The following is a 24570-nucleotide window of genomic DNA, read 5'->3' on the forward strand; positions in this document are numbered from 1 at the left end:
AAAAGAGAAACCTTTTTGGTAAGGTTTCTCTTTTTATATTACTACCCTTCATATTCATCCTTCAAAATGGAATACATCGTAACATCCCAAGTCTTGCCTTTAAACTTCAGGGATTTCCTCATAGTCCCCTCATATTTCATACCTAACTTCATTAAAACACGCTGAGAATTATCGTTTTCTGTAAAAGTTCTCGCCTGAATACGAGTTAAACCCATCTCCTCAATTCCTAAGCGAATCAGTTCCTTCGATGCTTCTGGGGTATACCCTTTTCCCCAATGGTCAGGTGAACATACATAACCAATCTCTGCAACCTCGTGTTTCTGGTTCCACGACACAAAATCGATGGTTCCAATGAGTTGATTCGTATCTTTTAATATCATAACCCAAGGTGCAATTCCACCAGCTTCATACTGATTTAAGGCAAAATCTATAAAGCGATACGTATCTTCTAATGTTTGATGAGCTTCCCACGTTACATGCTTTGACACTTCTGGCTGTGAAGCATAGTGGAAGATGTCCGCTGCATCGTCTTTTGTAATGGGGCGTAATACTAGTCGTTCTGTTTCAAGAGTCGGAAACGGTGAAAAAACAGTCTTAACCTGCATGAATAGTGCCTCCTTTTATTTCTATCCGATAAATTTCTCTATTGCCTGTATGGTTTGCTTCATCAAGTCCAGTGATTGTTCTAGATCACTTTTTATTTCAAGACTATGATCTGCTCCTTCTAATAGAAGAGTTTGATAGTTTGAAAGCTGCCCAATCTCATTCCAGCGATCCTCTTTATAAGCAAAATCTGCACTTCCGATAACCGAGAGAGAGTTTTGTGTACATGTGCTCATCTTTTCAAACACAAAGTTGTTATGAATAAGTGGGGTTAACCAAATAGCCTTTGCATCCGAAAACCATTCTCTTGTATCCATTTCATAGGACATAGCCATCGTACCTATTGACTTTCCTAGTACTACAAATTCCTCATAACTATGATTAGACAAGCTAACATCTACAGCCTTTTTTGTATCCTCTTTTATACAATTCGCATATTCTTCATTTGTAAGGGTTTCATACTCTTTACTACGAAAATCATAGTTTACATGGAGGACATCATACCCTTTCTCCCTAAAGAGAGCAGTAGAATAATAAAAAAGCGGAAATTTCGTTGTATAGCCAACCCCAGGAAAAAAGACCGCTACCTTCTTCACTGGCTCCTCCTGCTTTATCAGATTGACATCAAAGGTTTTTCCAATAGTATTCTCGATTGTGACTGTTTCAATTTTCACCGTAACCCTTCCCTTTCTTCTGGAAAATTTTCCTTATTATATACTGGAGAACACTCTATGTAAATGCCAAAATCTAAACTTTTAACCATATTATTCCTCGCATCTGGTACAATAGAATTATATTTTTGCGGACTTATAGATTTTTTATGATAGGAAAGGCGGAAAATGTTGTGTTTGGAGACTTTCTCCCAGCAGGGATTACGTTTGCCCTAGTGGTTGCATTATGTCCCCTGCTTATTATTCTTTTAAAGAAATTAAACTTGACCCAGCCGATTCGGAAGGAACTACCTGCCGATCACCAACTAAAAAAAGGCACTCCCCTTATGACAGGAAGCATTTTTTTACTTGGAATCGTTGTCGCTTTAATGTATTCCACAAACAAGGTCATGCTGTTTCTATGCAGCACATTTATACTATTTAGTCTTATAGGATTATTAGACGACTGTTGGAAGGCTATCAAACAGGACCCAGGAGGGATATCTGGGAAAGTGAAGTTATTCTTTCAATTTTTGTTTACAGGTGGACTACTCTATATCGTAACAGCCAAACTCGGGTTAGATACGAAGATTTACATTTGGAATCATTGGATTTTAGATTTGCCGTTTATCGTGTATATGGTTGTCATCGTTCTCTTTATTGTTGGATCTGCTAACGCCATTAACTTTACGGACGGAATGGATGGTCTATTGGGCGTTGTAGCAATTCCCACCTATTTTTTCTTTTATATGATTACTGGAAATCAAGACGTTCAGGTTTTTTGCTTAATCATGATTGCCGCTATTTTAGGGTTTTTAATATTTAACATCTATCCTGCTAAAGCTTTTATGGGTGACACAGGGTCCCTTGCAATCGGTGGTTCCCTCGCCTTTTTAGCAGTCATTGAAAAAGTCGAAATCGTGATTCCACTTTTATTTTTCGTATACTTTGCTGAGCAGCTTTCCGTCATTATTCAAGTATTTGTGTATAAGCGCACCCAGAAACGAATATTTAAAATGACACCCATTCATTATCATTTTTCTTTAAAATATGGTTGGACTGAAAATGTTATTGTTGTGGTATTTGGACTGATTGGTTGGATTGGTACATTTATAAGTTATGGTTATTGGAAGTACTTTCTCTCTTAAATTCATCGGTATATAGTGCATGATTCCTCACTTTTCGGGAAAGGTAAAATATAGCTTTTCTTTAGGAGGGATATGAATGAAACGATGGATGTACACTTTAATTGCCATTCCGTTTCTATTACTTGCATGTGCTCAAGAGGATGCACCTCCTGAAAACACGGAGGACAACCTATCTGAAACGGAAGAACATCAAGATCATTTGACTGAGACGGAACAAGAAACAGAGCCTCCAGCTGTAGATGAGCTTATGAGTCAATATAGTGACTTGGCTTATGCAAAGGGGACTTTTAAGGCGGATGACAACCTAAGAGTGGAACAGTTCTCTTCAAAAGAAGAGTTGATAGAAGAATCCAGTCAGTTTTTATCGGAAGAGTTTGCGCGTGAAGTCGTTGATCTCCGTTTCGAGGAAAAGGGCGACGGCGTCTACGTAAAGGCTATGGATGGCCCGGTTACGCTGGATGAAGAACAGGATTATAATCTTGAAAAACTAAGTGAGTCTGAATATCGTGCTACTCAACAACATTCGAGTGAGCTCCATGGGGAGTTCGAGTTGGTTATAACCTTTGTCAGGAAGGATGACCGCTGGGTAATTGATGGGATCAATCAGACATAAAAAAACTGCACCGGATAGGGTGCAGTTTTTTTGGGTGCCGATAATTAGGGCAAAGCATTTATTCGTTACTGATGTTACTAGAGTCATCAAACGGACATACGTTCCGTTATTTTTACGAAATGCCGGTTTTTCGGGTACCAAACGGACCCACGTTCCTCTATTCACCATTTTTTGGGGGGTTCCAACCCATTTTAGGCAAATAGCGGATCCTCTGTCCGCTTAACAGTTGAAACTGTCCTTTTTTGCCCAAATAGCGGAATCTGTGTCCACTTCATTGTTTTGTCAGCAACCCAACGGACATACGTTCCGCTATTTTTACGAAATGCCGGTTTTTCGTGTACCAAACGGACTCACGTTCCGCTATTCACCATTTTTAGGGGGTTTTCCATTCCATTTTAGGCAAATAGTGGATCCTCTGTCCGCTTAACAGTTGAAATGTCCCTGGTTTGCCCAAATAGCGGAATCTGTGTCCACTTCATTGTTTTGTCAGCAATCCAACGGACATACGTTCCGTTATTTTTACCAAATGCCGGTTTTCGGGTGTCAAACAGACTCCCGTTCCCCACGTTCCGCTATCTACCCCTTCTTTGTATCCAACGGTTTTAACTTAGCTTCAATCTGCTCTCTTTGATCTTCAAAAAATGGCGGCAAGGCTAAGGATTCGCCTAGGTGATTGATATCCTCGTCTGTATCAAAGCCTGGACCATCGGTGGCTAGTTCGAAGAGGATTCGGTTTCTCTCCCTGAAGTACAAAGAACGGAAGTAAAAACGGTCGACAAATCCTGAATTCGGGAAGCGTGCTTGACTAACTTTTTCAATCCATTCACGCAGTTCCTGGTCGTCCTCAACACGAAATGCAACATGGTGAACACCACCTCGACCTAATCGTTCTGGCGGTAAATCAGTTCGTTCCTCTATATGGACCTCCGCACCTGTCCCCCCTTCCCCTGACTCGTACACAAGAATATCTCGTTGGCCTTCTTGGTACGCAGGGAAAGTCCCTACCTCACGAAAGCCTAGTACATCTACCAAAACTTGCTCAGTAGGGGCTGCAACAGGTACTGTCAGCTGAACGGGACCTAGTCCTAAGATACCGTATTCAACAGGAACAGGACTTCGATCCCAAGGCCTCCCACCGGCCACTCCTTTATTGTTTTCATCTGAAACTAGCACCAGCCGCCCCCCTTCAAAGTCATTAAAAGCTAATGTTTTTCTACCAGCTCGTTCCTTAATCTCTTCATGCTCTACATCATATTCGTCAAACCTATTAACCCAATAATCAAGAGCTGCATCTGTCGCTACCCTTAAAGAGATGGAAGAAATACTATTGACTCCTTCATGTGTTCGGGCAGCCATAGGAAGCTCAAAGAACGTGAGCTCGGTGCCCGGATTTCCTTTTTCATCCCCATAAAACAGGTGATAAACAGACGTATCATCTTGGTTCACTGTTTTTTTCACTAATCGTAACCCTAGCGTTTCCGTATAGAACTTATAATTACGTGCTGCATCAGCTGTAATGGCTGAAACATGATGGATTCCTTTAATTTTCATATTTTTTTCCTCCAAAGTGTGACTTTTTCCCCAAAAGATTCGTCTAATATTTTGTTCATTCAATGGAATAATCTAGAAAGATAAGATTATCGTACTAAATCATATTTAAAAAAACAAAAAGAAAGCAGTTCAGGGGGCCATTTAAATGAAAAAGTGGGCGATTTATATATCAGCCCTAGCAGTTGTTACGTTTAGTGTAGGATATTTATTTTATTCCGCAATCATTGACTAACGTAAGAGAGCTTCTACCTAACAAGTGGTAGGAGCTTTTTTATATTTGCTACCAAAATTTCCAATTATATGCTATATCTGAATAGAGAGAGATTTCTCACTATATGAATCTTAAAGGGGGTGATCACCATGGCGGTACCCTATCACATTATTTCTTCATTAAAGAATGAAGCTAAAGAAGTTTTATGGAACTGGGAAATCCTTGGTGGTCAAGTCGAAGTCGGAGTAGCACATCTTTTTATGTGAAGAGGCTAGCTATTTTCCTAAGAGCACTCGATTTGAATACCAAAGAGTATTAAATAATTTAATAATTAGACTAAATCGAGGTGCTGTACATTGATGAAATTAAGTGTAATGAAAAACTTGGTACAAACGATTGACGAAAGCTGGAAGAGTCCAGTAGCTGATAAAATTGCTGATTGCTGGGGCGCTGATAAAGGGTCTACCCGGTATATTCGGGGGAGTGCCAATTTCTTATTTGTGTTTCAAAGAGAGGATGAAAGGTTCATTCTGCGTTTTAATGAGGATTCTGAACGCAAGGTTGAACAGATAAAAGCGGAGTTGTTCCTTCTCCAACTGTTAAAAGATAAAGGCTTAGCTGTCCCAGAACCCGTACAATCGATGAATGGTCAGTTAGTAGAAAGTGTTGAAACTGATTTGGGACTTTACCATGCTTCAGTATTTACCATTATTAAAGGAACTCACCCTGAATTCGAAGCACTTACTGATGCAGAATTTACAAAGTGGGGGGAGACGCTCGGCCAGTTACATCAGACTTTAAAAGAATGTCCAGAGACGAGTGACCTAAATCGTCCGAGTTGGAAGGACCAACTGACTTTTATAAGAGAAAACCTCTCCCCTTCCGAGACGGCTGCATGGCTAGAGTTGGATGACCTTTCTCAATGGGCAGAGTCTCTTCCTGTTACTAACGAAACCTATGGGCTCATACACTTTGATTTTGAGTTAGACAATTTGTTATGGAACGAAGACCAGGTTGGAATCATTGATTTCGATGACTCTGTCTATCACTGGTTTGTTGCAGACATCGCCTTTGCCCTTCGTGATATGTTTGAAAACAAGTTAGATTTAGAGCATGCTAGTTTTCTCTCGTTTATGGAGGGTTATCGTAGAATGACGGACGTAGATGATAAGTTGATTCAAGAGCTTCCCCAGTTTACACGGATGCACAAGCTTTATACCTTTGCACGGTTGTTGCGAGCAGTTGATCTCGATGAACATCAAGAGCATCCAGATTGGCTGAATGGATTGATACAAAAATTACAGGCTAAGATCAATGCTTACAGGCAAGGGTTTGTGAGAGTTACGAACTAAAAACTGGAAAAAGCAGGCGACACTTTCTGTCACCTGCTTTTTCTAATAAATCCTAGTTCTTCAATTTATCCTCTAACACTTCTTTTAATCTCTCAAGCTCAGCATCATCTATGACAACGTAGGATCCTCCATTGATATTGGCGGGTTTCGCTTTATATTCAATAGGTTCCACTGCACTTCCAGACATCTTTAAGCTGCTAGCCATGCTGACCATTTTGGTAAAACCAATATCCGTACGCACATTATCTCCAAGCGCATCAATAATTTCTTTCATATTCGTCACGTTACGAAGATCAATGGTCTGATCAATAATGGCCTTGATCACCTGTTGTTGGCGACGGTTACGACCAAAATCTCCTTCAGCATCTCCACGATAACGCGCATAATGGAGAGCGTTTGTGCCATCTAGGGTTTGCTGGCCTGCTTGAAGGCTAACATATTGTTTTGATAAACGATCCCAGAAGGTCATATCCTTCTCTACGTTCATTTCTAGACCGCCAATGGCATCTACTAATGACTTAAACCCTTCGAAGTCAACCGTTGCATAATAATCAATTGGAATTTCTAAAAAGTGCTCCACGGTTGCAATGGTCATGTTAATGCCGCCCCATGCATACGCACTGTTAATTTTCCCCCATTCACCACGGCCAATCAATTCGACACGCATATCTCGAGGAATGGAGACGAGTGAAATCTCATCATCTTTCGGATCGACAATGGCCACAACCATTGTATCCGTACGTCCAACCTTCGCATCATCCGTATCTACTCCGAGTAGCAAGACTGTGAAAATACCATCTTTTTTCCGTTTTTCCTTAAACTGATCATCTGTTAGTAAGCTGTCTGAGCCTAATTCATTTTTCTTATTTTCAATAGCCTCTTTTAAGTCTTCATCGAGTGGGTCTCGCTCTTGATAAATGCTTCCCCAAAAGCCCGACGCCATAATACCTGCTCCTCCTACAAGGAATAATAAAGCAGCAAGCAGTATGGCCCAGCGTTTCTTCTTTTTCTTTCGTTTTACTAATTTATCTATACGGTTGTTTTCCATATGAACACCTCTGTCAAAACTTTACTGTTTTACCTATCTTTCTCTTATTATACCAAAACGACAAAATTCGCAAGAACTCTATAAGTATTAGACGTATTAAAACAGATTAAGTTTCATTAAGGTGATAGATACCCATGTTAAGCTTGGATAAAACAATATGAAGGATTTTTTTGGCTTTCTTACCTGATTTTGGTCTAACACAAAAAAGCTCGTTCCACTGATGTTTACAGTAGACGAGTCTTTCCCATCCATTAATCCACTAACAAATAAACATTCATTTCTCCAGCTTGTTCAAACCCCACATCCACTCGAAGGGCATATTTGAATCCCGTCACTTTTGAGTTCCCGTCCATAATCGTTGGAGAGGTAATGTCTGTTTGAACACCTCTATGAACAATGTTAGTAGAAAATCCACCAGCAATCATATTGCCTAATTCACCACTAAAGGATGTCAACATTTCTCCCTCTAAAGGCATTCCAAACATAGCTTCCCCAATTGAGCTAAAGATTGAGGTGTCACCGGCAAAAACTAGTTTTCCTTTCATATCCCCCGTCACTCCGATGAGTACTCCAAATCCGATTTGAATGGAGTCTTCAATAAGAGTAGGCTTTCCAATTGAATGATTTAATGGAACCACATTTTTTAAAGAAGATATGGCTTCATTAAATATTTCACTTATGTTTTGACTTGTCCTAGTTTTTGTTCCAATCATGCTAGTCCCCCCTGTTCCCCCTACTTCATTACCACTTCTTAAATGGAAAATGATAGACTTTATACATTTTTTATACAAATCTACCAGTTCCTTAGGACTAATTACAACATTTATTGACCAATCAGTCTATAGGACTTTTGATTCAGCAAATTGATATTATTCACTTTTTTCAAAAAAAATCATATCTTAAGCGAATGTATGTTCGTTATAATAGTAATAGATAATGGGGAATTTAAGGGGGAGAAAAAATGAGAGTTACAGTTCAAAAAGAGGGACTAGTCAAAAAAATACAAGATGTGATGCGTGCGGTTTCTTCCAAAACGCCCCTGCCGATTTTAACGACTATAAAATTATCTGCAGACCTAGAGGGATTAACGCTAACAGGAAGTAATTCTACAATGTCCATACAGACAGTATTACCACAAAGTGAGCAGGTGGAGATCAAGGAAGTAGGTGCCATAGCACTTCAGGCAAAAGTTTTTTCAGAAATTGTAAAGAACCTATCAGAAGGTCCTATCGATCTTATCGTATCAAATTTAAAGGCAGTCATCCGCTCAGGGAAGTCCGAGTTCAAGCTTAATGGAATGAATGCTGAAGAATACCCTCGTCTTCCAGAGTGGGAAACTGATTATAGCTTTTATTTACCATCACAGTTATTGAGGACCTTGATCAGACAAACGGTTTTTGCCGTATCATCTTCAGAGACACGTCCAATTTTAACCGGAGTCAATTGGAGGCTACAGAATGAGGAACTTGTGTGTTCTGCTACGGATAGCCATCTTTTAGCTTTACGAAAAGTTCAGGTGCCCGAAAGTAGCCCGTTTAATATCGTGATTCCAGGGAAGAGTTTACAGGAGCTGTATGCCTTACTACCTGATACCGATGAAATCATTACCATGAAAACGAATTCTAGTCAAATGTTATTCGAGCTACCCCATCTTCATTTCCATACTAGATTACTAGAAGGTGCCTATCCGGATATTACTCGCTTTATTACCAATGAGTATAAGATGAAGATGTCTTTATCTACTCAGTCCTTTTCACAAGTAATGAAAAGGTCTTTACTACTAGCTGGAAACTACCATGTCGTTAAATTTATCTCAAACGCTAACGGGGAAGTACGCATTATCTCTCAATCCCCTGAAGTAGGGGAATTGATCGAGGATGTTGAGACTTCTTCCATAACAGGTGAGGAAACCAATATTTCTTTCAACGCCAAATATATGGCAGATGCCCTAAAAGCGCATGATGGTGACACCATTACAATTTCCTTCACCGGGGCCATGCGTCCAATCATTATCACCTCTCCCGATGATGAAGATATTTTACAGCTTATTCTTCCGGTGAGGTCGTATTAAAGGGTTTAAGCGGTAGCACCAAAAAGGCTGCTCCTCTATGGAACAGCCTTTTGTTACCCTTCTTTTTGAACAAGCTTCATAATCGATTCCGGGTCAAACCCTAAAACCCATTGCCCATCGATATTAATTTGCGGGACACCAATATGCCCAGTTTCTTTTACAAGCCTCTGTGCCTCTCGCTGATTTCGCTGAACATTCACCTCTTTAAAGGTCAGTCCCTCGTCATTCAAGAAATTTTTCACCATCACACAATAAGGGCACTGAGACGTTGTATAAACGGTGATGTTTGGCATCCTCATCACCCCCTTCATTTATTAAGAGGTAGCCTACTGTATTCTAGCCCCTGTTGAAGGAGCCGCATATATATTCACTCTACCAAAATCTCTTGTTTCAATAGTATACACATCTTTTTGCGGGTTGCCTAGAATCGTATAGGTTAGCCCTCCGAACTTACTTGGGTTCAAAAATCCAATGGCATTCCCGACAACCGGAGCCACGTTTAATGGATATACTCTCCATGAAGTAGATGCTGAAGGTAATATAAGTCTTCTTTCCCTTGATGAAGTCGGTGGTGGAGTTGGTCGTGGTGTAGGCTGTGGCGTAGGTTGCGGTGATTGTGGCTGTGATGTAACTCTTGCTCCAGTGGACGGATGACCATATATTTGAACTCTTCCGAAGTCTGCCGTTTCAATGATATATACATGATCTTGCGTTTTCCCTAAAATTCGATACGTAAGCCCACCAAACTTTTGTGGATTTAATAATCCTTTTTCATTCCCTACTACTGGTGCTACCCCTAACGGATACACTCTCCAAGAGTCACTATTCGCAGGAAGAACAATATAGGACTCTCCTGTAACTGGTGTTGGAGATGGGCTCGGGGCAGGAGCAGGTGGTGATTGCACAGGTGCATCATCTAAATACGGTAATGGGCTCACTGCATTGGTTTTATTGATATTCCATCTGCCTCTATGCAACTCAAAATGTAAGTGCTGGCCAGTGGAGTTCCCTGTACTTCCCATAATCCCAATTACTTGACCTTGTCTCACTCTATCTCCGGTTTGTACTCTCCTTGAGCCTGTGCGGAGGTGGGCATAAACCGTTTCCCACGTTTGACCATCAATGGAGTGTACGATAAAAATAACCTCACCATAGGATGCAGACCGATAGGAACGAGTTACAGTACCATCTGCTACAGCTACAATTTCATGTGTTCCTGGCGCAGCAAAATCCACTCCAAAGTGACTCCCTTGGTTTGAGCGGCGGAATCCTTGTGTTACCCTAGTTACGTCTGTTGGTCGAATAAACATCTTGTTCCTCTCCTTTCTCCTCCTTTTTTTCATTTACCATTTCAAATGCCGAATCCTATTTATATTGTACGCTTTTCAGGCAATATTGGTCCGATACTATTTACTTATGCGACAATAAAAGAATGGTGAGGGCACGGGCAGGACCATTTTTTTCTAAAAACCAACTACTTTCACTAAACCTTTCATAAATTTTCCTTTCCACTTATAATGAAACTACTAAATCTCTGGAGGATGACGATGATCCGCAATCAAATTACGATTGAAAAAAATCAGGCAGCTGTTTTTGAGCGAATTGTTGAAGCTAACCACCGGACACAATGGATGGATGAAATCATGTCTATACAAATGAATGGTCCAGTTAAACGGGGTACGACGTTTACTCAACAACAAAAGGAAGGGAAAAGCACCAATGTATATCATGGTGTCATCGAGAAAATAGAAGGGCCTACGCACTTCTCTTACAAGCTTACTCATAAAGCTTTTGATATGAGAATTGGATACGAGCTTCAAGGTTATGGGGCATCTACTCATGTTATTCAATACTACGAAGTAAGGTATAAATCCTTTTTTGCTAAAATAATTGGGATACTCTTTTCCTCTTTTACCAAAAAGCTGGCGAAAAAGCAGCTTGATAATTTAAAACAGTATTGTGAGCAATAAGCTCGTTCATACTAAAAGAATGAATTAGTCACTAGGATGGTGTACAAAATGAGTGAGAAAAAATATTGTAAAGAATCTAGAGTCGTTCATACAGACCTCGTTCTTCCGAATGATACAAATAACCACAACACCCTTTTTGGTGGTGTGCTGATGAAACGTATTGACGGAGTTGCTTCCATTGCCGCAAGACGTCATTGTCGTGCAGAAGTGGTAACGGCTTCTACCGATTCAGTCGACTTTCTGGAGCCCATTCTCCCTACAGATTCTGTATGTATCGAATCCTTCGTTACCTGGACTGGTCGGACGTCCATGGAGGTTTTTGCGAAAGTCATTAAAGAGGATCTCATGTCAGGTGAACGTCACATCGCAGCAACAGCCTTCCTTACGTTTGTTGCTTTAGATGAAAATGGACAACCTTTTGCAGTGCCAGAGGTAGTACCTCAAACAGAAGAAGAAAAGAAGTTACACGAAACGGGAGATCAAAGAGCACAGGTACGAAAAAACCGCAGAATTGAGAGTAAGAAGCTAGCTGGGTATCTTACTTTAAATAAGCCTTGGGAATAGATGCTACTTTTGTGGCATCTTTTTTGTTTGGTCGGTTCAAATAACACAAGTACTTAGCTGAGTTTGGATAACAATCAGCTGCCTTTGGATAACTGCAGCCTAACTTCGGATAACCACCTTCTGACTTCGGATAAACCACTTCTAACTTCGGATAAACCACTTCTAACTTCGGATAAACCACTTCTAACTTCGGATAAACCACTTCTAACTTCGGATAAACCCCTTCTAACTTCGGATAAACTCCTCCTGACTTCGGATAAACCCCTTCTAACTTCGGATAAACTCCTCCAAACTTCGGATAACTCAGGTTTACCATTGCCGATTCTATTGGAAATCCAACAGTCATTCAATGGATACTAGGATTTTAGGACCATCGTACTTTCTTTTATTGCAACAATCTACTTCTGTTTATTTTTGCTATAATTATAAACTGAAAGGAGGAGTTTTCCAGTGAATAAGACAGAGAGATCGATAGACCTTTTTATCCTCGTCATTCTTTTAGGGATATTCATTTTTACGGCAAGCTACGTACTCACCGGTACAGAGAACTTATTTCGATTATTATCTTATGTATTTTTTGCGTTTATCTTTCTACTAATTGGCTTTTTGGTAGCCTACCTTATATTTTTCCGCGATTCGGACCAGTCAAATAAAGTGATCGCTGTGAATTTAAGACACGTCATTTATGGTACGATGACCGTCATTCTGGTTGTTACTTTCATTAAACTGATCAATGATACCGCCAATTATTATGACTCGCAATTACATTTCATTGAGTCTGGAGAAATCCCTGAGTATCTCCGAGCAGAAGGTTTACGCATTCAGTTCATGCTTTTTACAGCCGGCATTTTTGCATTAATTTTTACGCTGTTTGGACTGTGGCTTACCATTAAAAAAGAAAAATAAAAACATACATACAAAAACTCCAGACCCAAGGCGGCCTGGAGTTTTTACTTTTACAGGAATAAAAACGCTATTGGCGTTACTAAAATCAGCGTTAATATTGTCCGTTGAACCCAAATCACTAATAGTCTCGGAATACTCACCGGAATATCTGTTGAAAGGATACATGGGATCGTCGCTGAGAAAAACAGAATGGATGATACAGATACGACAGCTGTAACAAACTTAGTCACCAATGGGGCATCCACCACTAAGAGAGCTGGTAGGAACATTTCTGCGATTTCCACAGCTGCTGCTTTGGCCGCCAATAAAGGCTCTGGGATTTGCAGCAATAAAGTGAATGGATAGAAAATATATCCGATGATATCAAATACTGGCGTGAATTCTGCTAGAAGTAGTCCTAACAAACCCACAGACATAATGGACGGTAAAATACTCATCGTCATCACAAAGCCATCACGGAGGTTATCCCAAATATTTTTCCCAAATGAAGGCGAGTTTTCAGCTGCTGTGATTGCTTTGGACCAAGCTGTTTGAAACACCTTCGTTTTTACAACCTCTTCAGGCTGTCCCTCTTCCGTGTAGTAATCTTCACTCACTTTTGAAAGTGGCCATATTCGAACCGTAATCGCTGTTACTAAAAACGTCACAACCAGTGTCGTCCAAAAATATAAGTTCCAAATTTCCATAAGACCTAGCGTTTTTGCAATAACTATCATGAATGTGGCTGAAACGGTTGAAAAACCAGTTGCGATAATAGTCGCTTCTTTTACCGTGTATTTTCCTTCTTTAAATACTCGATTGGTGATGAGCAATCCAATGGAATAACTACCTACAAACGAGGCAACAGCATCAATTGCTGAGCGTCCCGGTGTTTTCCAAACCGGTCTCATGATTTTTTGCACTAAGACTCCAATAAAATCAATGAGGCCATAACCAACGAGCATCGCTAGAAAAATAGACCCAATTGGAACTAATAAACCAACAGGAATGACTAATTTCTCAAATAAAAACACACCGATATCTGGATCTAGTAACCACGATGGACCTGTTTTAAATAATAGGAATGCAGCCGCTACAAATCCTAATACCTTGAAAATTGAAAAAACAATTTCTACCTTGTTCTTGTTCCAGGTTTTCTTGTAAAACGGGTAGATGGCTCCGAGTAATATAACTAGTGCTGCATAATAAGGTGTGAGTTCAGGTGCTGTGTTTCGAATCCAGGTGACGACATGGTCTAGCGGAATCGTTTTACTACCATTGATGGTAATCGGAATGAAGAACATAAAAATACCAATTAAGCTAAAAACGAAAAACTTTACCATACCAGTTGATGAATTGACTTGAGGTGTTTTTTCTGGGGTTACATTTGTGTTAGCCATTTGTTTTCCTCCTTTTATTTTAATATTCTGAACCTTTATTACGAACGAGGAGAAGGAATGATTCCCCACCCCGTTATGCAATCACTATTTAATATTCCTTATGGCAAATCCGGTCATGAACGAGAGCATGACATGAACCCCCGCTTTTACAGTTGCCTCACCTACATCTTTGAAAGGATCTAAGCAAACAAGGTCCATTGCTTTCACTTTTGGGTGTTGTCCCGCTATGTAAACGGCCTCAAAAAGTTCATCTGTTCTCATACCACCCGGTGTGGAAGCTGGTGCGCCTGGCCCCACTCCAATATCAAGCACATCCATATCAACCGTTAAGTAAATGGTATCTACTTTTTTCTCGAGAGCTAGCAAGGACTCCTGAATCACTGTTTCAATCCCTTTTTTCCTCGCCTCTCGCAACGTGGTGTAGTTCACACCTACTTCATCTGCATACTGCTTTAAGGATTTTGCATTAAAAAATCCATGTAACCCGATGTTGTACACATCCTCCCCTAGAATCGTCCCACTTTCAATCAGGTTTCGAATTGGGGTTCCATTACTAGGACCATTATCAGAAAGGTCACGAAGGTCAAAATGTGTATCTAATTGTAAAATTCCTACTCGCTCATTCGGGTGAGCTTTCTTCCATCCTTTTACAAGCATTGCCGTAATCGAGTGGTCGCCGCCCATTGTCATCGGAAGTGTGTGTGGATGATGGGTCCGCATGCTCACCATAGCGTCAGTAATATTTTGATGACACGTAGCAATGTCTGTGACATGCTGTTTCACATCTCCTAAATCGACTACCTTCAGGCTCGTGAGGTCCACATCATAATCCAAATTGTAAGTGGTGAAGTACTTCCAAGCCCTGCGAAGCGCATCGGGATTTTCGCTTGCTGCCGATGCGCTAATGGAGGACCTAGAAAGTGGAACCCCTATGATTGTGATATCGTACTTGCCCCAATCGATGGAATGAGCAGTATTGAGATCTATCGATTGAATCCATTCATGGACTTTCGGTTCTGCTACTTCTTCTGGTCGATGCCATGTAAAACTAGGTGGTTTTAATTGTGGGTATGGGTATCCTGACATACTAGATTCCCTCCGCTTATGGCGACTTGGCCGTTTTTAATAACCGTGTTGATATGGTTTTCTCCGTACATATATTGAAGGTGCATGTAAGTTGGAACATTAAAGATGTTCATGTCCGCCTTTTTCCCAACCTCAATGCTTCCCACTTCATGACCTCGCTTAATCGCATGCGCAGCGTTAATCGTAACTGCCGTCAACACTTCCGCCGGGGTCATCCCCATTTTTAGACAGCCTAAATTCATAATGAGCGGTGTCGATACAGTAGGAGATGAACCTGGATTACAGTCTGTTGATAGGGCGACTGCCACTCCCTCATCAATCATTTTTCGTCCATTTGCAGATTCAGCCATTAGGAAAAAGGCTGTTCCAGGTAAAAGAACGCCGATAACCCCCGCTTCCGCCATTTGGCGAATTCCCTCATCAGATGCTTTCAGTAGATGATCTGCTGACACTGCACCAAGAGTGGCTGCTAGCTCAGCTCCAGCATATGGCTCAATCTCATCCGCATGAATTTTTGGAAGAAGACCAAGGTTCAGACCCGCTTCCAAAATGCGTCTAGATTGATCTGGCGTAAAAACCCCACGCTCACAAAATACATCGTTAAATTCCGCAAGCCCTGACTCTGCCACTTTCGGTAGCATTTCATAAATGACAAGGTCGACAAACTCATCTGGATTTTCCTTATATTGGGCTGGAACCGCGTGAGCTCCCATGAACGTACTCACAATATCAATCGGATGTGTCTCATTTAGCTTTTTCGCTACTTCCAACTGCTTCATTTCATGCTCAAGTGAAAGTCCATAGCCACTTTTCGCTTCCACTGTTGTGACCCCTTGTTTAAGGAATCGATTCAGTCGAGCAAAGCTCTCATTATATAGTTGAGAGTGCGACGCTTCTCTTGTTGCTTTCGTCGTGGAATGAATACCTCCACCTGCATTCATGATATCCATGTAGGAAGCACCTTGAAGTCTCATATTAAACTCGTTTTCTCTTGTACCCGCGTGAACAAGATGTGTATGAGGATCAACGAATCCAGGTGTTACTAGTTTCCCAGTCGCATCTATATGCTGGGCTTGATTTAGTTTAGAACTATATTTCTCCGACAGCTCCTTATCAGTGCCGACGTCCTCAATCTTTCCATTTTCAATCCACACACTGCCGTTTTCAATAATATGAAGCTCTTCCATTTGTTCTTTGACTCTAGGAGACTCTGAACCTCCTTTTAACGTCACTAGTTGGCTGGCATTTCTTATAAACATTGGTTTTGTATTGGTTTTTGTCATGGAATCCTCCTTGTCTTTGGGTTTTTTGTGGGGTAGGGGATGTGGCGATTTTTGTTTTATGGGACAGTTGTGCCCTTTTATGTGCCGTTTTCTGCACTCTATGTGCCGTTCCACTCGTTCTATGTGCCTTCTTCTGCACTCTATGTGCCGTCCCGCTCATTCTATGTGCCTTTCTCCGCACTCTATGTGCCGTCCCTCTCATTCTATGTGCCTTTCTCCGCACTCTATGTGCCGTCCCGCTCATTCTATGTGCCTTTCTCCGCACTCTATGTGCCATACGGACCCACATATGTGTAGGTGGTGACTCTTACTTTCTAGTCACCACCTCTCACTTCCAGGTTGCTCCGCAATACTTCCGGTCGCACCCCGTTACTTTCCAGTTACTACTTTAAAATAATATCCCCCCACAACCGGCCCTTCATCATCTTCCTAATCCATCATCGGAATCCGTACACCTTTTTCCTTCGCCGTCTTCTTCGCCAGGTCATAACCCGCATCCACATGACGTACGATTCCCATACCAGGGTCAGTCGTCAACACTCGTTCGAGTCGTGCCTCGGCTTCCTTCGTACCATCAGCCACAATGACCATACCGGCATGCAAGGAGTATCCCATTCCTACTCCACCACCATGGTGAACGGAAACCCAGCTTGCTCCTCCAACTGCATTCACCAACGCATTTAGAATCGGCCAATCGGCAACCGCATCACTTCCGTCTTTCATCCCTTCTGTCTCCCGGTTTGGTGAAGCCACAGAACCAGAATCTAAGTGGTCACGTCCAATGACGATTGGAGCACTTAACTCTCCACTCGCTACCATATCGTTAATGATTTTTCCGAAGCGAGCACGCTCACCATACCCTAACCAGCAAATGCGGGAAGGAAGGCCTTGGAATTGAATTTTTTCCTGCGCCATCTTAATCCAGTTGCATAAATGCTTGTTATCACTAAACTCTCGTAAAATAACCTCGTCTGTTTTATAAATATCCTCTGGGTCTCCGGATAATGCCACCCATCTGAAAGGTCCTTTTCCTTCACAAAATTGAGGACGAATATAAGCAGGGACAAATCCAGGGAAATCAAAGGCATTTTCAACCCCTTCATCCTTTGCAACCTGTCGAATATTATTTCCGTAGTCAAAAGTAACTGAGCCATTTCTTTGCATCTCTAACATCGAACGGACATGATCAGCAATACTCTTTTTAGAACGCTTCACATACTCAGTTGGATCCACATCACGAAGCTCTGCTGCTTCCTCTAAGCTCATTCCTGCTGGCACGTAGCCATTCAATGGATCATGTGAGGATGTTTGATCTGTTAACACATCTGGAATGAACCCTCTTTTAATCATTTCAGGTAAAAGTTCAGCTGCATTTCCAAGTAGCCCAATGGATAAAGCACGGCCTTCTCGTTTTGCTTCCAATGCTGTGTTAATCGCATCGTTTAAGTTATCTACCTTCACATCTAAGTATTTCGTATCTAAACGCTTTTGAATGCGTGTTGGATCAATCTCAATACAGATGCTCACACCACCATTTAACGTAACGGCTAGTGGCTGAGCTCCTCCCATTCCTCCTAGACCCGCTGTCAAAGTAATGGTTCCTTTCAAACTCCCTCCAAAATGTTGACGTGCACACTCTGCAAATGTCTCATACGTACCTTGTACAATCCCTTGGCTCCCAATGTAAATCCAACTTCCTGCCGTCATTTGGCCGTACATCATCAAGCCTTTTTTATCGAGCTCATGGAAATGATCCCAGTTTGCCCAAGCTGGTACTAGATTTGAATTCGCAATAAGCACTCTTGGAGCATCGCTATGCGTTTTAAAAACAGCAACTGGCTTACCTGATTGGACGAGTAATGTTTCATCAGACTCTAGCTCATGCAACGTTTTCACAATGGCGTCATAGGATTCCCAATTCCGTGCTGCTTTTCCAATCCCACCATATACCACTAAATCCTCTGGTCTTTCCGCGACCTCTGTATCTAAATTGTTCATCAACATCCTTAAGGCAGCTTCCTGGACCCACCCTTTAGCATGTAGTTCTGTACCTCTATAATTTTTAATTACTCTTTTATCTGTTTGATTCATTCCCATTCACCTCGTCCTTAAATATTCTGACAATTCAATTGTACTCCCCATCAAGTTGCAGAAATAGGTGAATTCTTTATGAATACATGCACATTTTCACTCTAGTAATCTAGTAAAATAAAGCGCTTTCATTTCTACCTATAAAAATTTTCGATTTCTATATTTATTTATGGTCTCTGAAGGTACGTGGAGACACACCAACCGTTTCTTTAAACATTCGACTAAAATAATTGGCGTTAGAGTAACCCGTCTCGGAAGCTATTTCCTGTATGGATTTAGTAGAGTCTAATAAAAGCTGTTGTGCTTCTTTTATTCGGATTTGGGTTAACAGCTGGCGAAACGTTTCACCTTTTTTCACGGACAAAAGTGAGCTTAAATACGATGGACTGCGATCAACATATTTAGCAACTTTTTCTAAAGTTAAGTCCGAATCGGTAAAATGTTGTTCCATATATTGAATCGCCTTTTCGGTTACATCTACTATTTTTTCCTCTCGATGAACGGCAGCTCGATCTAGCACTTCTTTTAGAAATAAAAGGACATCCTGCACAATTCGATACAGGACCGATGTATATAAAATGGAATCGAAAACGCGGTGATAATGAATCTCCAATTCTCCCTGGTCAAGAAGGTAAGATTTCATAAAACGGCGAACCTGTGCAAGGATACTCGTTATTCTCGTGCGTAATAGGGCTGGTTCTGGATATGGATACGTATAGCTTAAAAACTCCCGGTGCATCCAACTTTTCAATTCATGTAAGTCACCGCTGTTCAGCATTTCAATCCAATCTCTCTGTTCTTCAGGGGTCAGAAATGGATCAATCTCCCTCCAACGAATTTCCTCCTCCATGATGGTAATTTGCCGATACCCTTTAAAAAAGTGGATTTGCAGGGCTTGTTTAGCTTGAAGATAAGACTGGTGAAGAGTTTGTGACCGTTCGGGTAAATAGAATACACCCGCAATCGGATCTAGATTTTGCTCCTCCCATTGCTTTAAAAGAAGATTACCAAGCTGTTTTAAGTAGGGTTTATTTTCAAAAGACACATCAAACACACATGCGACCATATCACTTAATGGAAAGATGGCTGGCTGAAATTGAAAAGAATACTCTTCTATAAAATGGCGTAAAGTTTGCAGTTCATTCGGATCCTCTGGTTGGAGTAACAGAATTCCGTACGGAGTATTCCCCTCTACTTCTCCCTCCACAAACAGAGACCGATAGGATAATAGTGACTGATTTGGAGACAAATAAGAAAGCTCCTTTGCACCATCCCTCACATTTTTATAGCAATATTGTAAAACTCTCCTAATTTCATCCGGTAAAATCGGCTTCAACCAAAATGAGTAGGCATGAAGCTGAATGGCTTGCATAGCTCGATCAAAAGTAGCTTCTGCTGTCATAACCACTACGTGTTGCGCATACTTGTTCAGAGCATACTGAAGGTCATTCCAACTCTCAGAGCGAACCATGTCCAACTCCAAACAAACCACGTCCGGCATTTCTTTTTCTAAAAGGCTGATCGTTTCCTTTATGTTTCCTGCAAGGAGAATGGATACGTACGGGATGGAGTAAGAGGAAACGAGCCATTTAATCCCAACTCTTTCATTTTCATCGCGATCTGCGATTAACAGCTTTACCATTAACACCCCTCCTTTTAAAAACTAGCATTTTCTTATGTATTCTTCCTTTTCTTTGGGAGTCCTGCATGTTTCCGTAGATACTTTAAATTTACAAGGATAAGAAAAAGAGCAGTGAACTGTCTCACTGCACTCCTCAAGTCTCTCTATATTTTACGGGAAGTCCATCCCATACCACCTGGGATTCACTCCTTTTCCTTTTAACAAACGGGCTTTCCATCATGGTCCAAAAGTTTTCTTGGGGGAGTACTCCTAGCTGATGTTTTTCACTTAGTTTTTGTAAGTAAGAGCCTCTTCTTTCGTTTAATTGGGAGGATAATTGACCACTATCACTCGTGAACGCATAAATAGCGCTAGCCACAGGTCTCTTTTTCACCTTCACTCCACTTTCCATTACTCGTAAAATAAAATCCCAATCCCAGTAATTGTGGAGCTTTTCATCGAAGTTACCAATCAGCTCATGTATTAGTTTTTTATAGACAGAGCCGGATGACACATATGTATTAAACTTTCGAATCAACTCTTCATCAAACTCGTATGAAAATAGGGTTCTTGAAGTCGCATATCGAAGGTTATTTTTCTCTTTAAATTCCACCATCTCTACATCAGTAAAAACAAAATCTGTGTCGGCTAGTTCCTTGACCATGTTCTCTAGATGGTCTGGCACGATAAAATCGTCGTCATCACAAAGCATAATAAGCTCACCATTTGCATGAGTGAGCCCTTCATTTCGGCAACCGACGTGATGGAGCTTTTGATGAGGGGTGGTTATGTTGATTTTCAACTCTGGATAGAGCTCTGTCACATAATCGACCGACTCACCCTGGTCATTCACGATAATCACTTCGAAATCTTGAAAAGTCTGTCTAGAAAGTGATTCGACTAACTCACAAAGAGGTCCTTTTCGATTAAAGGTAGGGATAATAACGGAAACAAGCGGTTCTTTTATTGTAATCTCCATTTTTATTTTAGCCTTTACTAGCCGTACTTTTTTTATTGTGCGTTAACTTGTCAAAAACTCTCCATAGTAAAATAGAAAGATATGAAAATTGCAGGACTAAGAAGGTTCCAATGACAGCGATGTAATCAGTAGTACCATCTTGGTTTTTAAACATCGCCAGTATAATTAAGAAAATAAGGCCACCAGTTATCGCATGAGCTAGAAAAAGGATATAATTCTTCATTCAACCCACTCCCACTTTTTATACTAGAAGTCTTTCTTTTTCTTCTTTAGATTTTTTTCAATGTTTTCTGCAACAAAGCCGAGTCCAAGTCCGATGAGCGTTCCTGCTCCTGTTTGATCAAATAACATACCAATCCCAATACCTAATAATAAAAATCCGGGAATAAACAAAATAATACCTCTCCTTCCATATATAGTAATTATACGATATGGAAGGATGATTGTTTCATCAAAATTAAAAAAGATAGCATTCCATATTCCGGAACACTATCCCTCAAAGTCATAATTCCACAGTACCCGCCACGCACCATCTTCTTTAACTGCATAAGCTTTTTGATGCATTTCGAATATGCCGAATTGGCTTTCGAATGTAAGGGTGACATCTACTTCGTGGACGTCTTCAAAGACGGGGCCACCATTGAAAAAGGTCCAGCGGTTTATTTTATTGGTATCTCCTACTTTTACATCAAACGTACTCACAGCCATATGCCCTAGAAAGACATGATTTTTCGTTTGGATATAGTCACTTTTATCGAAGCGTTTCTTCATTTCAGAGTGGAAGAGCTCCCACGCGTTGCCGAAGTCTCCATTTTGCTCGTAGCGGTAAAATTGCTCCACTACCTCTTTAGGGCTGTTTGCCCCGAATGTAGTAACGGTACAATAGCCTAATGTTAACACGGCACCCAACAGTATAAGAATCAAAGGTCCTGGTGTCTTTCTTCGTCTGCGCATACAATTCTCCTTAATATTGGGGTTAGAGCCTGGTCGGCTCGTTTCATGTATATGAAGAAACAAGGCAGAATATGTGGAAAAGGCCCCCTAACGGATAGGAGGCCAATTAAATCACGGAGTATACACTTTTCGATCTATCGTGAACCTCTCTAGAGCCTCACGATTGATTTCATATCCAATTCCCGGAGAATCTGGCACTTGAATGGTACCATTTTGAACCACTACTTCAGGCTGAATAATGTCCTGCTCCCAGTAATGAGAGGAACCAGCCGTATCTCCTGGTAAAATAAACTGATCCAACGAAGTTAGAGCAATATTGTGAGCTCGGCCTACGCCAGCCTCCAACATTCCCCCACACCAGATTGGAACATCATGCGTTACACAATAATCATGAATTTTCTTAGATTCCGTTAGGCCACCCACACGTCCAATTTTCACATTGATAATCCGACAGCTTCCTAACTCGATAGCTTTTCTCGCGTCATCGGATGAATGAATGCTTTCATCCAAACAGATGGGGGTCTTAAGTTGCTTCTGAAGGATAGCATGATCCACGATGTCGTCGTGTGCTAAAGGTTGCTCAATCATTAGCAGGTTGAAATCATCCAGTTTCTTTAGATGCTCGATATCCTGTAATGTGTATGCTGAGTTCGCATCTGCCATAAGTGGTAAGTCAGGAAAATGGCTTCTCACTTCTCTTAGAACCTCTAGGTCGCTGCCTGGCTTTATCTTTAACTTAACCCGTTTGTAGCCTTGTTGCACCTTCTCTTCTATTATGTGTAACAAATCAGGAATGGAAGCTTGAATTCCAATAGCAATGCCGACATCAATTTCAGTTTTAGTTCCACCTAAAGCTTTTGAAAGGGAGAGGTTTTCCCGCTTGGCAAACAGGTCCCAGACGGCTCCTTCTATTGCCGCTTTCGCCATGTTATTCCGACGAATCACAGAGAAGATTTGGGTTACTTCATCCGGATGGTTGATTGGCTGTTGGAATAATAGTGGGATTAAAAAGTCCCGCATGATGTGTTCATTCGTTTGAACCGTTTCCTCAGTGTACCACGGACTAATGAAGGCAACTGATTCGCCAAATCCTCTATTTCCTTCCCCGTCCTCCATTTCAATAATGAAAAACTCCTTATCCTGCAAAGTACCGAAGCTCGTGGCGAATGGATTTTTCAGTCTCATCCGGAGCTTATGTAACGTTATTTTTTTTATAGGTATGCTCATGGGGAGAACCTCCTACCTATTTACTACTGTTTAGCGTGTCCAGAATGACTTTTGTTAATATTTCGGTTCCTGTCTTTAGTGCTTCATGATTAAACGTCATTAAAGGATGGTGCAGTCCAGGTTCTAGATCACAGCCTAAACCAAGCATCGTTGCTTTTAGGTTTGGGCGTTTAATCGTGTAAAAATGAAAATCATCTCCACCTGTAGTGACAAGTGGATCTTTTGTGTTCTCTTCACCTAATATAGAAGTAATGGCACGCTGCATATGCTGGGTGGCATCATCATTTGAAACTGCGGCAGCTACGTTAGCTTTAACCTCTAGTTGAATGGAAACTCCATGATGATTTTCAAGCAGCTTTACCCCCGCTTCAATTTTTTCCATCATCGCCTCCATTACGTCATTGGACTGGGAACGCAGGTCTAAGCTAAATGTAGCAGAGCCAGGAATGATGTTTGAACTCTCTCCACCTGCTTGAAAAGCTGTCATCTTAGCGGAGTGTGGAACCATTGGGTCCATGTGCATGCCTTGAATCATTTTGACAAGGTCAGCCCCTACTTCGATGGCATTGGCACCAAGGTGTGGTCTTGCTCCATGGCAATCATCGCCTGTTATTTTTCCTTGAACAAATCGTGCAGCCCCATGATGGATGGCTGGAGCAGCTGTTCCATTTGGTATTTCTTGAATCGGGCGGAGATGAACCCCGTAGAGATAATCGACATCATCGACGACCCCTTTATCAACTAATGTTAAAGCTCCTGTCCCTTTTTCTTCGGCAGGTTGAAAAATGAAGCGAACGGTTCCTTGAATAGGTTTGTCTTTCAATGCATACATCACACCTAACACCATGGCCATGTGCGCATCATGACCACAGGAGTGATTGGCGCGAAACTCCCCGTCAACCTCCTGCCAGAGTGCATCGATATCAGCCCTTACAGCGACGACTGGCAATCCCTGTCCTAGCTCCCCAATCACTCCGGTACAGTCATCAAACGTTTGGACTCGGCATCCATTTTCTCTTAAAATCGCTGCGATATACTCAGTGGTTTGGAATTCTTTCCAACTCACCTCTGGATGGGCGTGTAAATGGTTAAAGATTTCTTGGATTTTCTGTTTAATGGATTCGTTCACGTCTACTAACCTACCTTTTTTGTAGTTTCCTTTAGTTGAGAATATCATAATGTTGGGACTTTTTCGGGTTTAAACAAACGTTTGTTTAATTTTTTTTTTGAAAAATAAAAAGACCAAGCGCCGCAGCACTTGAT

The 24570-nt window shown here is 41.2% G+C and carries 27 protein-coding genes; 7 read left to right on the top strand and 20 right to left on the bottom strand.

The window, feature by feature from the left end; translation table 11 throughout:
- Positions 1 to 41 precede the first annotated feature (41 nt).
- Positions 42 to 605, bottom strand: coding sequence for a GNAT family N-acetyltransferase (locus ABDZ91_RS01675; protein ID WP_343795750.1), 564 nt, complete (start codon positions 603 to 605; stop codon positions 42 to 44).
- A gap of 21 nt (positions 606 to 626) precedes the next feature.
- Positions 627 to 1277: an alpha/beta hydrolase gene (locus tag ABDZ91_RS01680; protein WP_343795752.1), complete on the bottom strand. Its 651-nt coding sequence runs from the start codon at positions 1275 to 1277 to the stop codon at positions 627 to 629.
- 170 nt (positions 1278 to 1447) lie between these two features.
- Between ABDZ91_RS01680 and mraY the strand changes: the two genes are divergently transcribed.
- The gene (mraY, locus tag ABDZ91_RS01685; protein WP_343795753.1) at positions 1448 to 2401 is read left to right on the top strand and encodes a phospho-N-acetylmuramoyl-pentapeptide-transferase; all 954 of its coding nucleotides are present in this window, start codon (positions 1448 to 1450) and stop codon (positions 2399 to 2401) included.
- A gap of 76 nt (positions 2402 to 2477) precedes the next feature.
- Positions 2478 to 3014, top strand: coding sequence for a hypothetical protein (locus tag ABDZ91_RS01690; RefSeq protein WP_343795755.1), 537 nt, complete (start codon positions 2478 to 2480; stop codon positions 3012 to 3014).
- Between the two features lie 395 nt (positions 3015 to 3409).
- Here ABDZ91_RS01690 and ABDZ91_RS01695 read toward each other — a convergent pair whose 3' ends face one another.
- Positions 3410 to 3580, bottom strand: coding sequence for a hypothetical protein (locus tag ABDZ91_RS01695; RefSeq protein WP_343795757.1), 171 nt, complete (start codon positions 3578 to 3580; stop codon positions 3410 to 3412).
- Between the two features lie 10 nt (positions 3581 to 3590).
- A complete protein-coding gene (locus tag ABDZ91_RS01700) occupies positions 3591 to 4565 on the bottom strand; it encodes a ring-cleaving dioxygenase (protein WP_343795759.1) in 975 nt (324 codons plus the stop codon).
- A gap of 570 nt (positions 4566 to 5135) precedes the next feature.
- Here ABDZ91_RS01700 and ABDZ91_RS01705 point away from each other — a divergent pair.
- Positions 5136 to 6128, top strand: coding sequence for a phosphotransferase enzyme family protein (locus ABDZ91_RS01705; protein ID WP_343796170.1), 993 nt, complete (start codon positions 5136 to 5138; stop codon positions 6126 to 6128).
- A 52-nt stretch (positions 6129 to 6180) separates the two neighbouring features.
- Here ABDZ91_RS01705 and ABDZ91_RS01710 read toward each other — a convergent pair whose 3' ends face one another.
- Positions 6181 to 7176 (bottom strand): LCP family protein, encoded by a 996-nt coding sequence (locus tag ABDZ91_RS01710; RefSeq protein ID WP_343795761.1) that lies wholly within the window; start codon positions 7174 to 7176, stop codon positions 6181 to 6183.
- Between the two features lie 251 nt (positions 7177 to 7427).
- Complete coding sequence (locus ABDZ91_RS01715; protein ID WP_343795762.1) at positions 7428 to 7889, bottom strand: chemotaxis protein CheX; 462 nt, start codon at positions 7887 to 7889, stop codon at positions 7428 to 7430.
- A gap of 248 nt (positions 7890 to 8137) precedes the next feature.
- Between ABDZ91_RS01715 and dnaN the strand changes: the two genes are divergently transcribed.
- Complete coding sequence (gene dnaN / locus ABDZ91_RS01720) at positions 8138 to 9247, top strand: DNA polymerase III subunit beta (RefSeq protein WP_343795763.1); 1110 nt, start codon at positions 8138 to 8140, stop codon at positions 9245 to 9247.
- 53 nt (positions 9248 to 9300) lie between these two features.
- On the opposite strand, the gene ABDZ91_RS01725 is transcribed toward dnaN, so the two are convergent.
- Together ABDZ91_RS01725 and ABDZ91_RS01730 are read right to left on the bottom strand one after the other, a co-directional pair.
- Entirely contained in the window at positions 9301 to 9540 is a 240-nt protein-coding gene (locus tag ABDZ91_RS01725) for a glutaredoxin family protein (protein WP_343795764.1), read from the bottom strand.
- A 33-nt stretch (positions 9541 to 9573) separates the two neighbouring features.
- Entirely contained in the window at positions 9574 to 10557 is a 984-nt protein-coding gene (locus ABDZ91_RS01730) for a M23 family metallopeptidase (RefSeq protein WP_343795765.1), read from the bottom strand.
- A 237-nt stretch (positions 10558 to 10794) separates the two neighbouring features.
- Here ABDZ91_RS01730 and ABDZ91_RS01735 point away from each other — a divergent pair, with 237 nt between their 5' ends.
- On the top strand, positions 10795 to 11217 hold the full coding sequence (locus ABDZ91_RS01735) for an SRPBCC family protein (protein ID WP_343795766.1): 423 nt from the start codon (positions 10795 to 10797) through the stop codon (positions 11215 to 11217).
- Positions 11218 to 11265: 48 nt separating this feature from the next.
- A complete protein-coding gene (locus ABDZ91_RS01740; RefSeq protein WP_343795768.1) occupies positions 11266 to 11781 on the top strand; it encodes an acyl-CoA thioesterase in 516 nt (171 codons plus the stop codon).
- Here the strand turns inward: ABDZ91_RS01740 and ABDZ91_RS01745 are convergent.
- Positions 11756 to 12127: a hypothetical protein gene (locus ABDZ91_RS01745; protein WP_343795770.1), complete on the bottom strand. Its 372-nt coding sequence runs from the start codon at positions 12125 to 12127 to the stop codon at positions 11756 to 11758. The two genes, ABDZ91_RS01740 and ABDZ91_RS01745, sit on opposite strands and share 26 nt — an antisense overlap.
- 104 nt (positions 12128 to 12231) lie before the next feature.
- Here ABDZ91_RS01745 and ABDZ91_RS01750 point away from each other — a divergent pair, with 104 nt between their 5' ends.
- Complete coding sequence (locus ABDZ91_RS01750; protein ID WP_343795772.1) at positions 12232 to 12687, top strand: hypothetical protein; 456 nt, start codon at positions 12232 to 12234, stop codon at positions 12685 to 12687.
- Between the two features lie 50 nt (positions 12688 to 12737).
- On the opposite strand, the gene ABDZ91_RS01755 is transcribed toward ABDZ91_RS01750, so the two are convergent.
- The 11 genes from ABDZ91_RS01755 to ABDZ91_RS01805 all read right to left on the bottom strand — a co-directional run bounded on the left by ABDZ91_RS01755 (position 12738) and on the right by ABDZ91_RS01805 (position 24484).
- Positions 12738 to 14066, bottom strand: a complete 1329-nt coding sequence (locus tag ABDZ91_RS01755; protein WP_343795774.1) for a YjiH family protein — start codon at positions 14064 to 14066, stop codon at positions 12738 to 12740.
- 84 nt (positions 14067 to 14150) lie between these two features.
- Entirely contained in the window at positions 14151 to 15152 is a 1002-nt protein-coding gene (locus ABDZ91_RS01760) for an agmatinase family protein (RefSeq protein WP_343795775.1), read from the bottom strand.
- Positions 15125 to 16435, bottom strand: a complete 1311-nt coding sequence (hutI, locus tag ABDZ91_RS01765; protein WP_343795776.1) for an imidazolonepropionase — start codon at positions 16433 to 16435, stop codon at positions 15125 to 15127. The genes ABDZ91_RS01760 and hutI overlap by 28 nt, the downstream gene beginning before the upstream one ends.
- Before the next feature lie 429 nt (positions 16436 to 16864).
- A complete protein-coding gene (gene hutU, locus ABDZ91_RS01770) occupies positions 16865 to 18526 on the bottom strand; it encodes a urocanate hydratase (protein ID WP_425541774.1) in 1662 nt (553 codons plus the stop codon).
- A 163-nt stretch (positions 18527 to 18689) separates the two neighbouring features.
- Positions 18690 to 20168 (bottom strand): helix-turn-helix domain-containing protein, encoded by a 1479-nt coding sequence (locus ABDZ91_RS01775; protein WP_343795778.1) that lies wholly within the window; start codon positions 20166 to 20168, stop codon positions 18690 to 18692.
- Positions 20169 to 20301: 133 nt separating this feature from the next.
- Complete coding sequence (locus ABDZ91_RS01780; RefSeq protein WP_343795780.1) at positions 20302 to 21126, bottom strand: glycosyltransferase family 2 protein; 825 nt, start codon at positions 21124 to 21126, stop codon at positions 20302 to 20304.
- Positions 21127 to 21133: 7 nt separating this feature from the next.
- Positions 21134 to 21349, bottom strand: a complete 216-nt coding sequence (locus ABDZ91_RS01785; protein WP_343795782.1) for a hypothetical protein — start codon at positions 21347 to 21349, stop codon at positions 21134 to 21136.
- A 23-nt stretch (positions 21350 to 21372) separates the two neighbouring features.
- Complete coding sequence (locus ABDZ91_RS01790; RefSeq protein ID WP_343795784.1) at positions 21373 to 21519, bottom strand: hypothetical protein; 147 nt, start codon at positions 21517 to 21519, stop codon at positions 21373 to 21375.
- Between the two features lie 96 nt (positions 21520 to 21615).
- Complete coding sequence (locus ABDZ91_RS01795; protein ID WP_343795785.1) at positions 21616 to 22080, bottom strand: hypothetical protein; 465 nt, start codon at positions 22078 to 22080, stop codon at positions 21616 to 21618.
- Between the two features lie 111 nt (positions 22081 to 22191).
- Positions 22192 to 23307, bottom strand: a complete 1116-nt coding sequence (gene menC, locus ABDZ91_RS01800; RefSeq protein ID WP_343795787.1) for an o-succinylbenzoate synthase — start codon at positions 23305 to 23307, stop codon at positions 22192 to 22194.
- Between the two features lie 16 nt (positions 23308 to 23323).
- Positions 23324 to 24484 (bottom strand): M20 peptidase aminoacylase family protein, encoded by a 1161-nt coding sequence (locus tag ABDZ91_RS01805; RefSeq protein ID WP_343795788.1) that lies wholly within the window; start codon positions 24482 to 24484, stop codon positions 23324 to 23326.
- Positions 24485 to 24570: the final 86 nt, after the last annotated feature.

Origin of the sequence: Bacillus carboniphilus (assembly GCF_039522365.1) — a bacterium.
Taxonomy (GTDB): domain Bacteria; phylum Bacillota; class Bacilli; order Bacillales; family JC228; genus Bacillus_BF; species Bacillus_BF carboniphilus.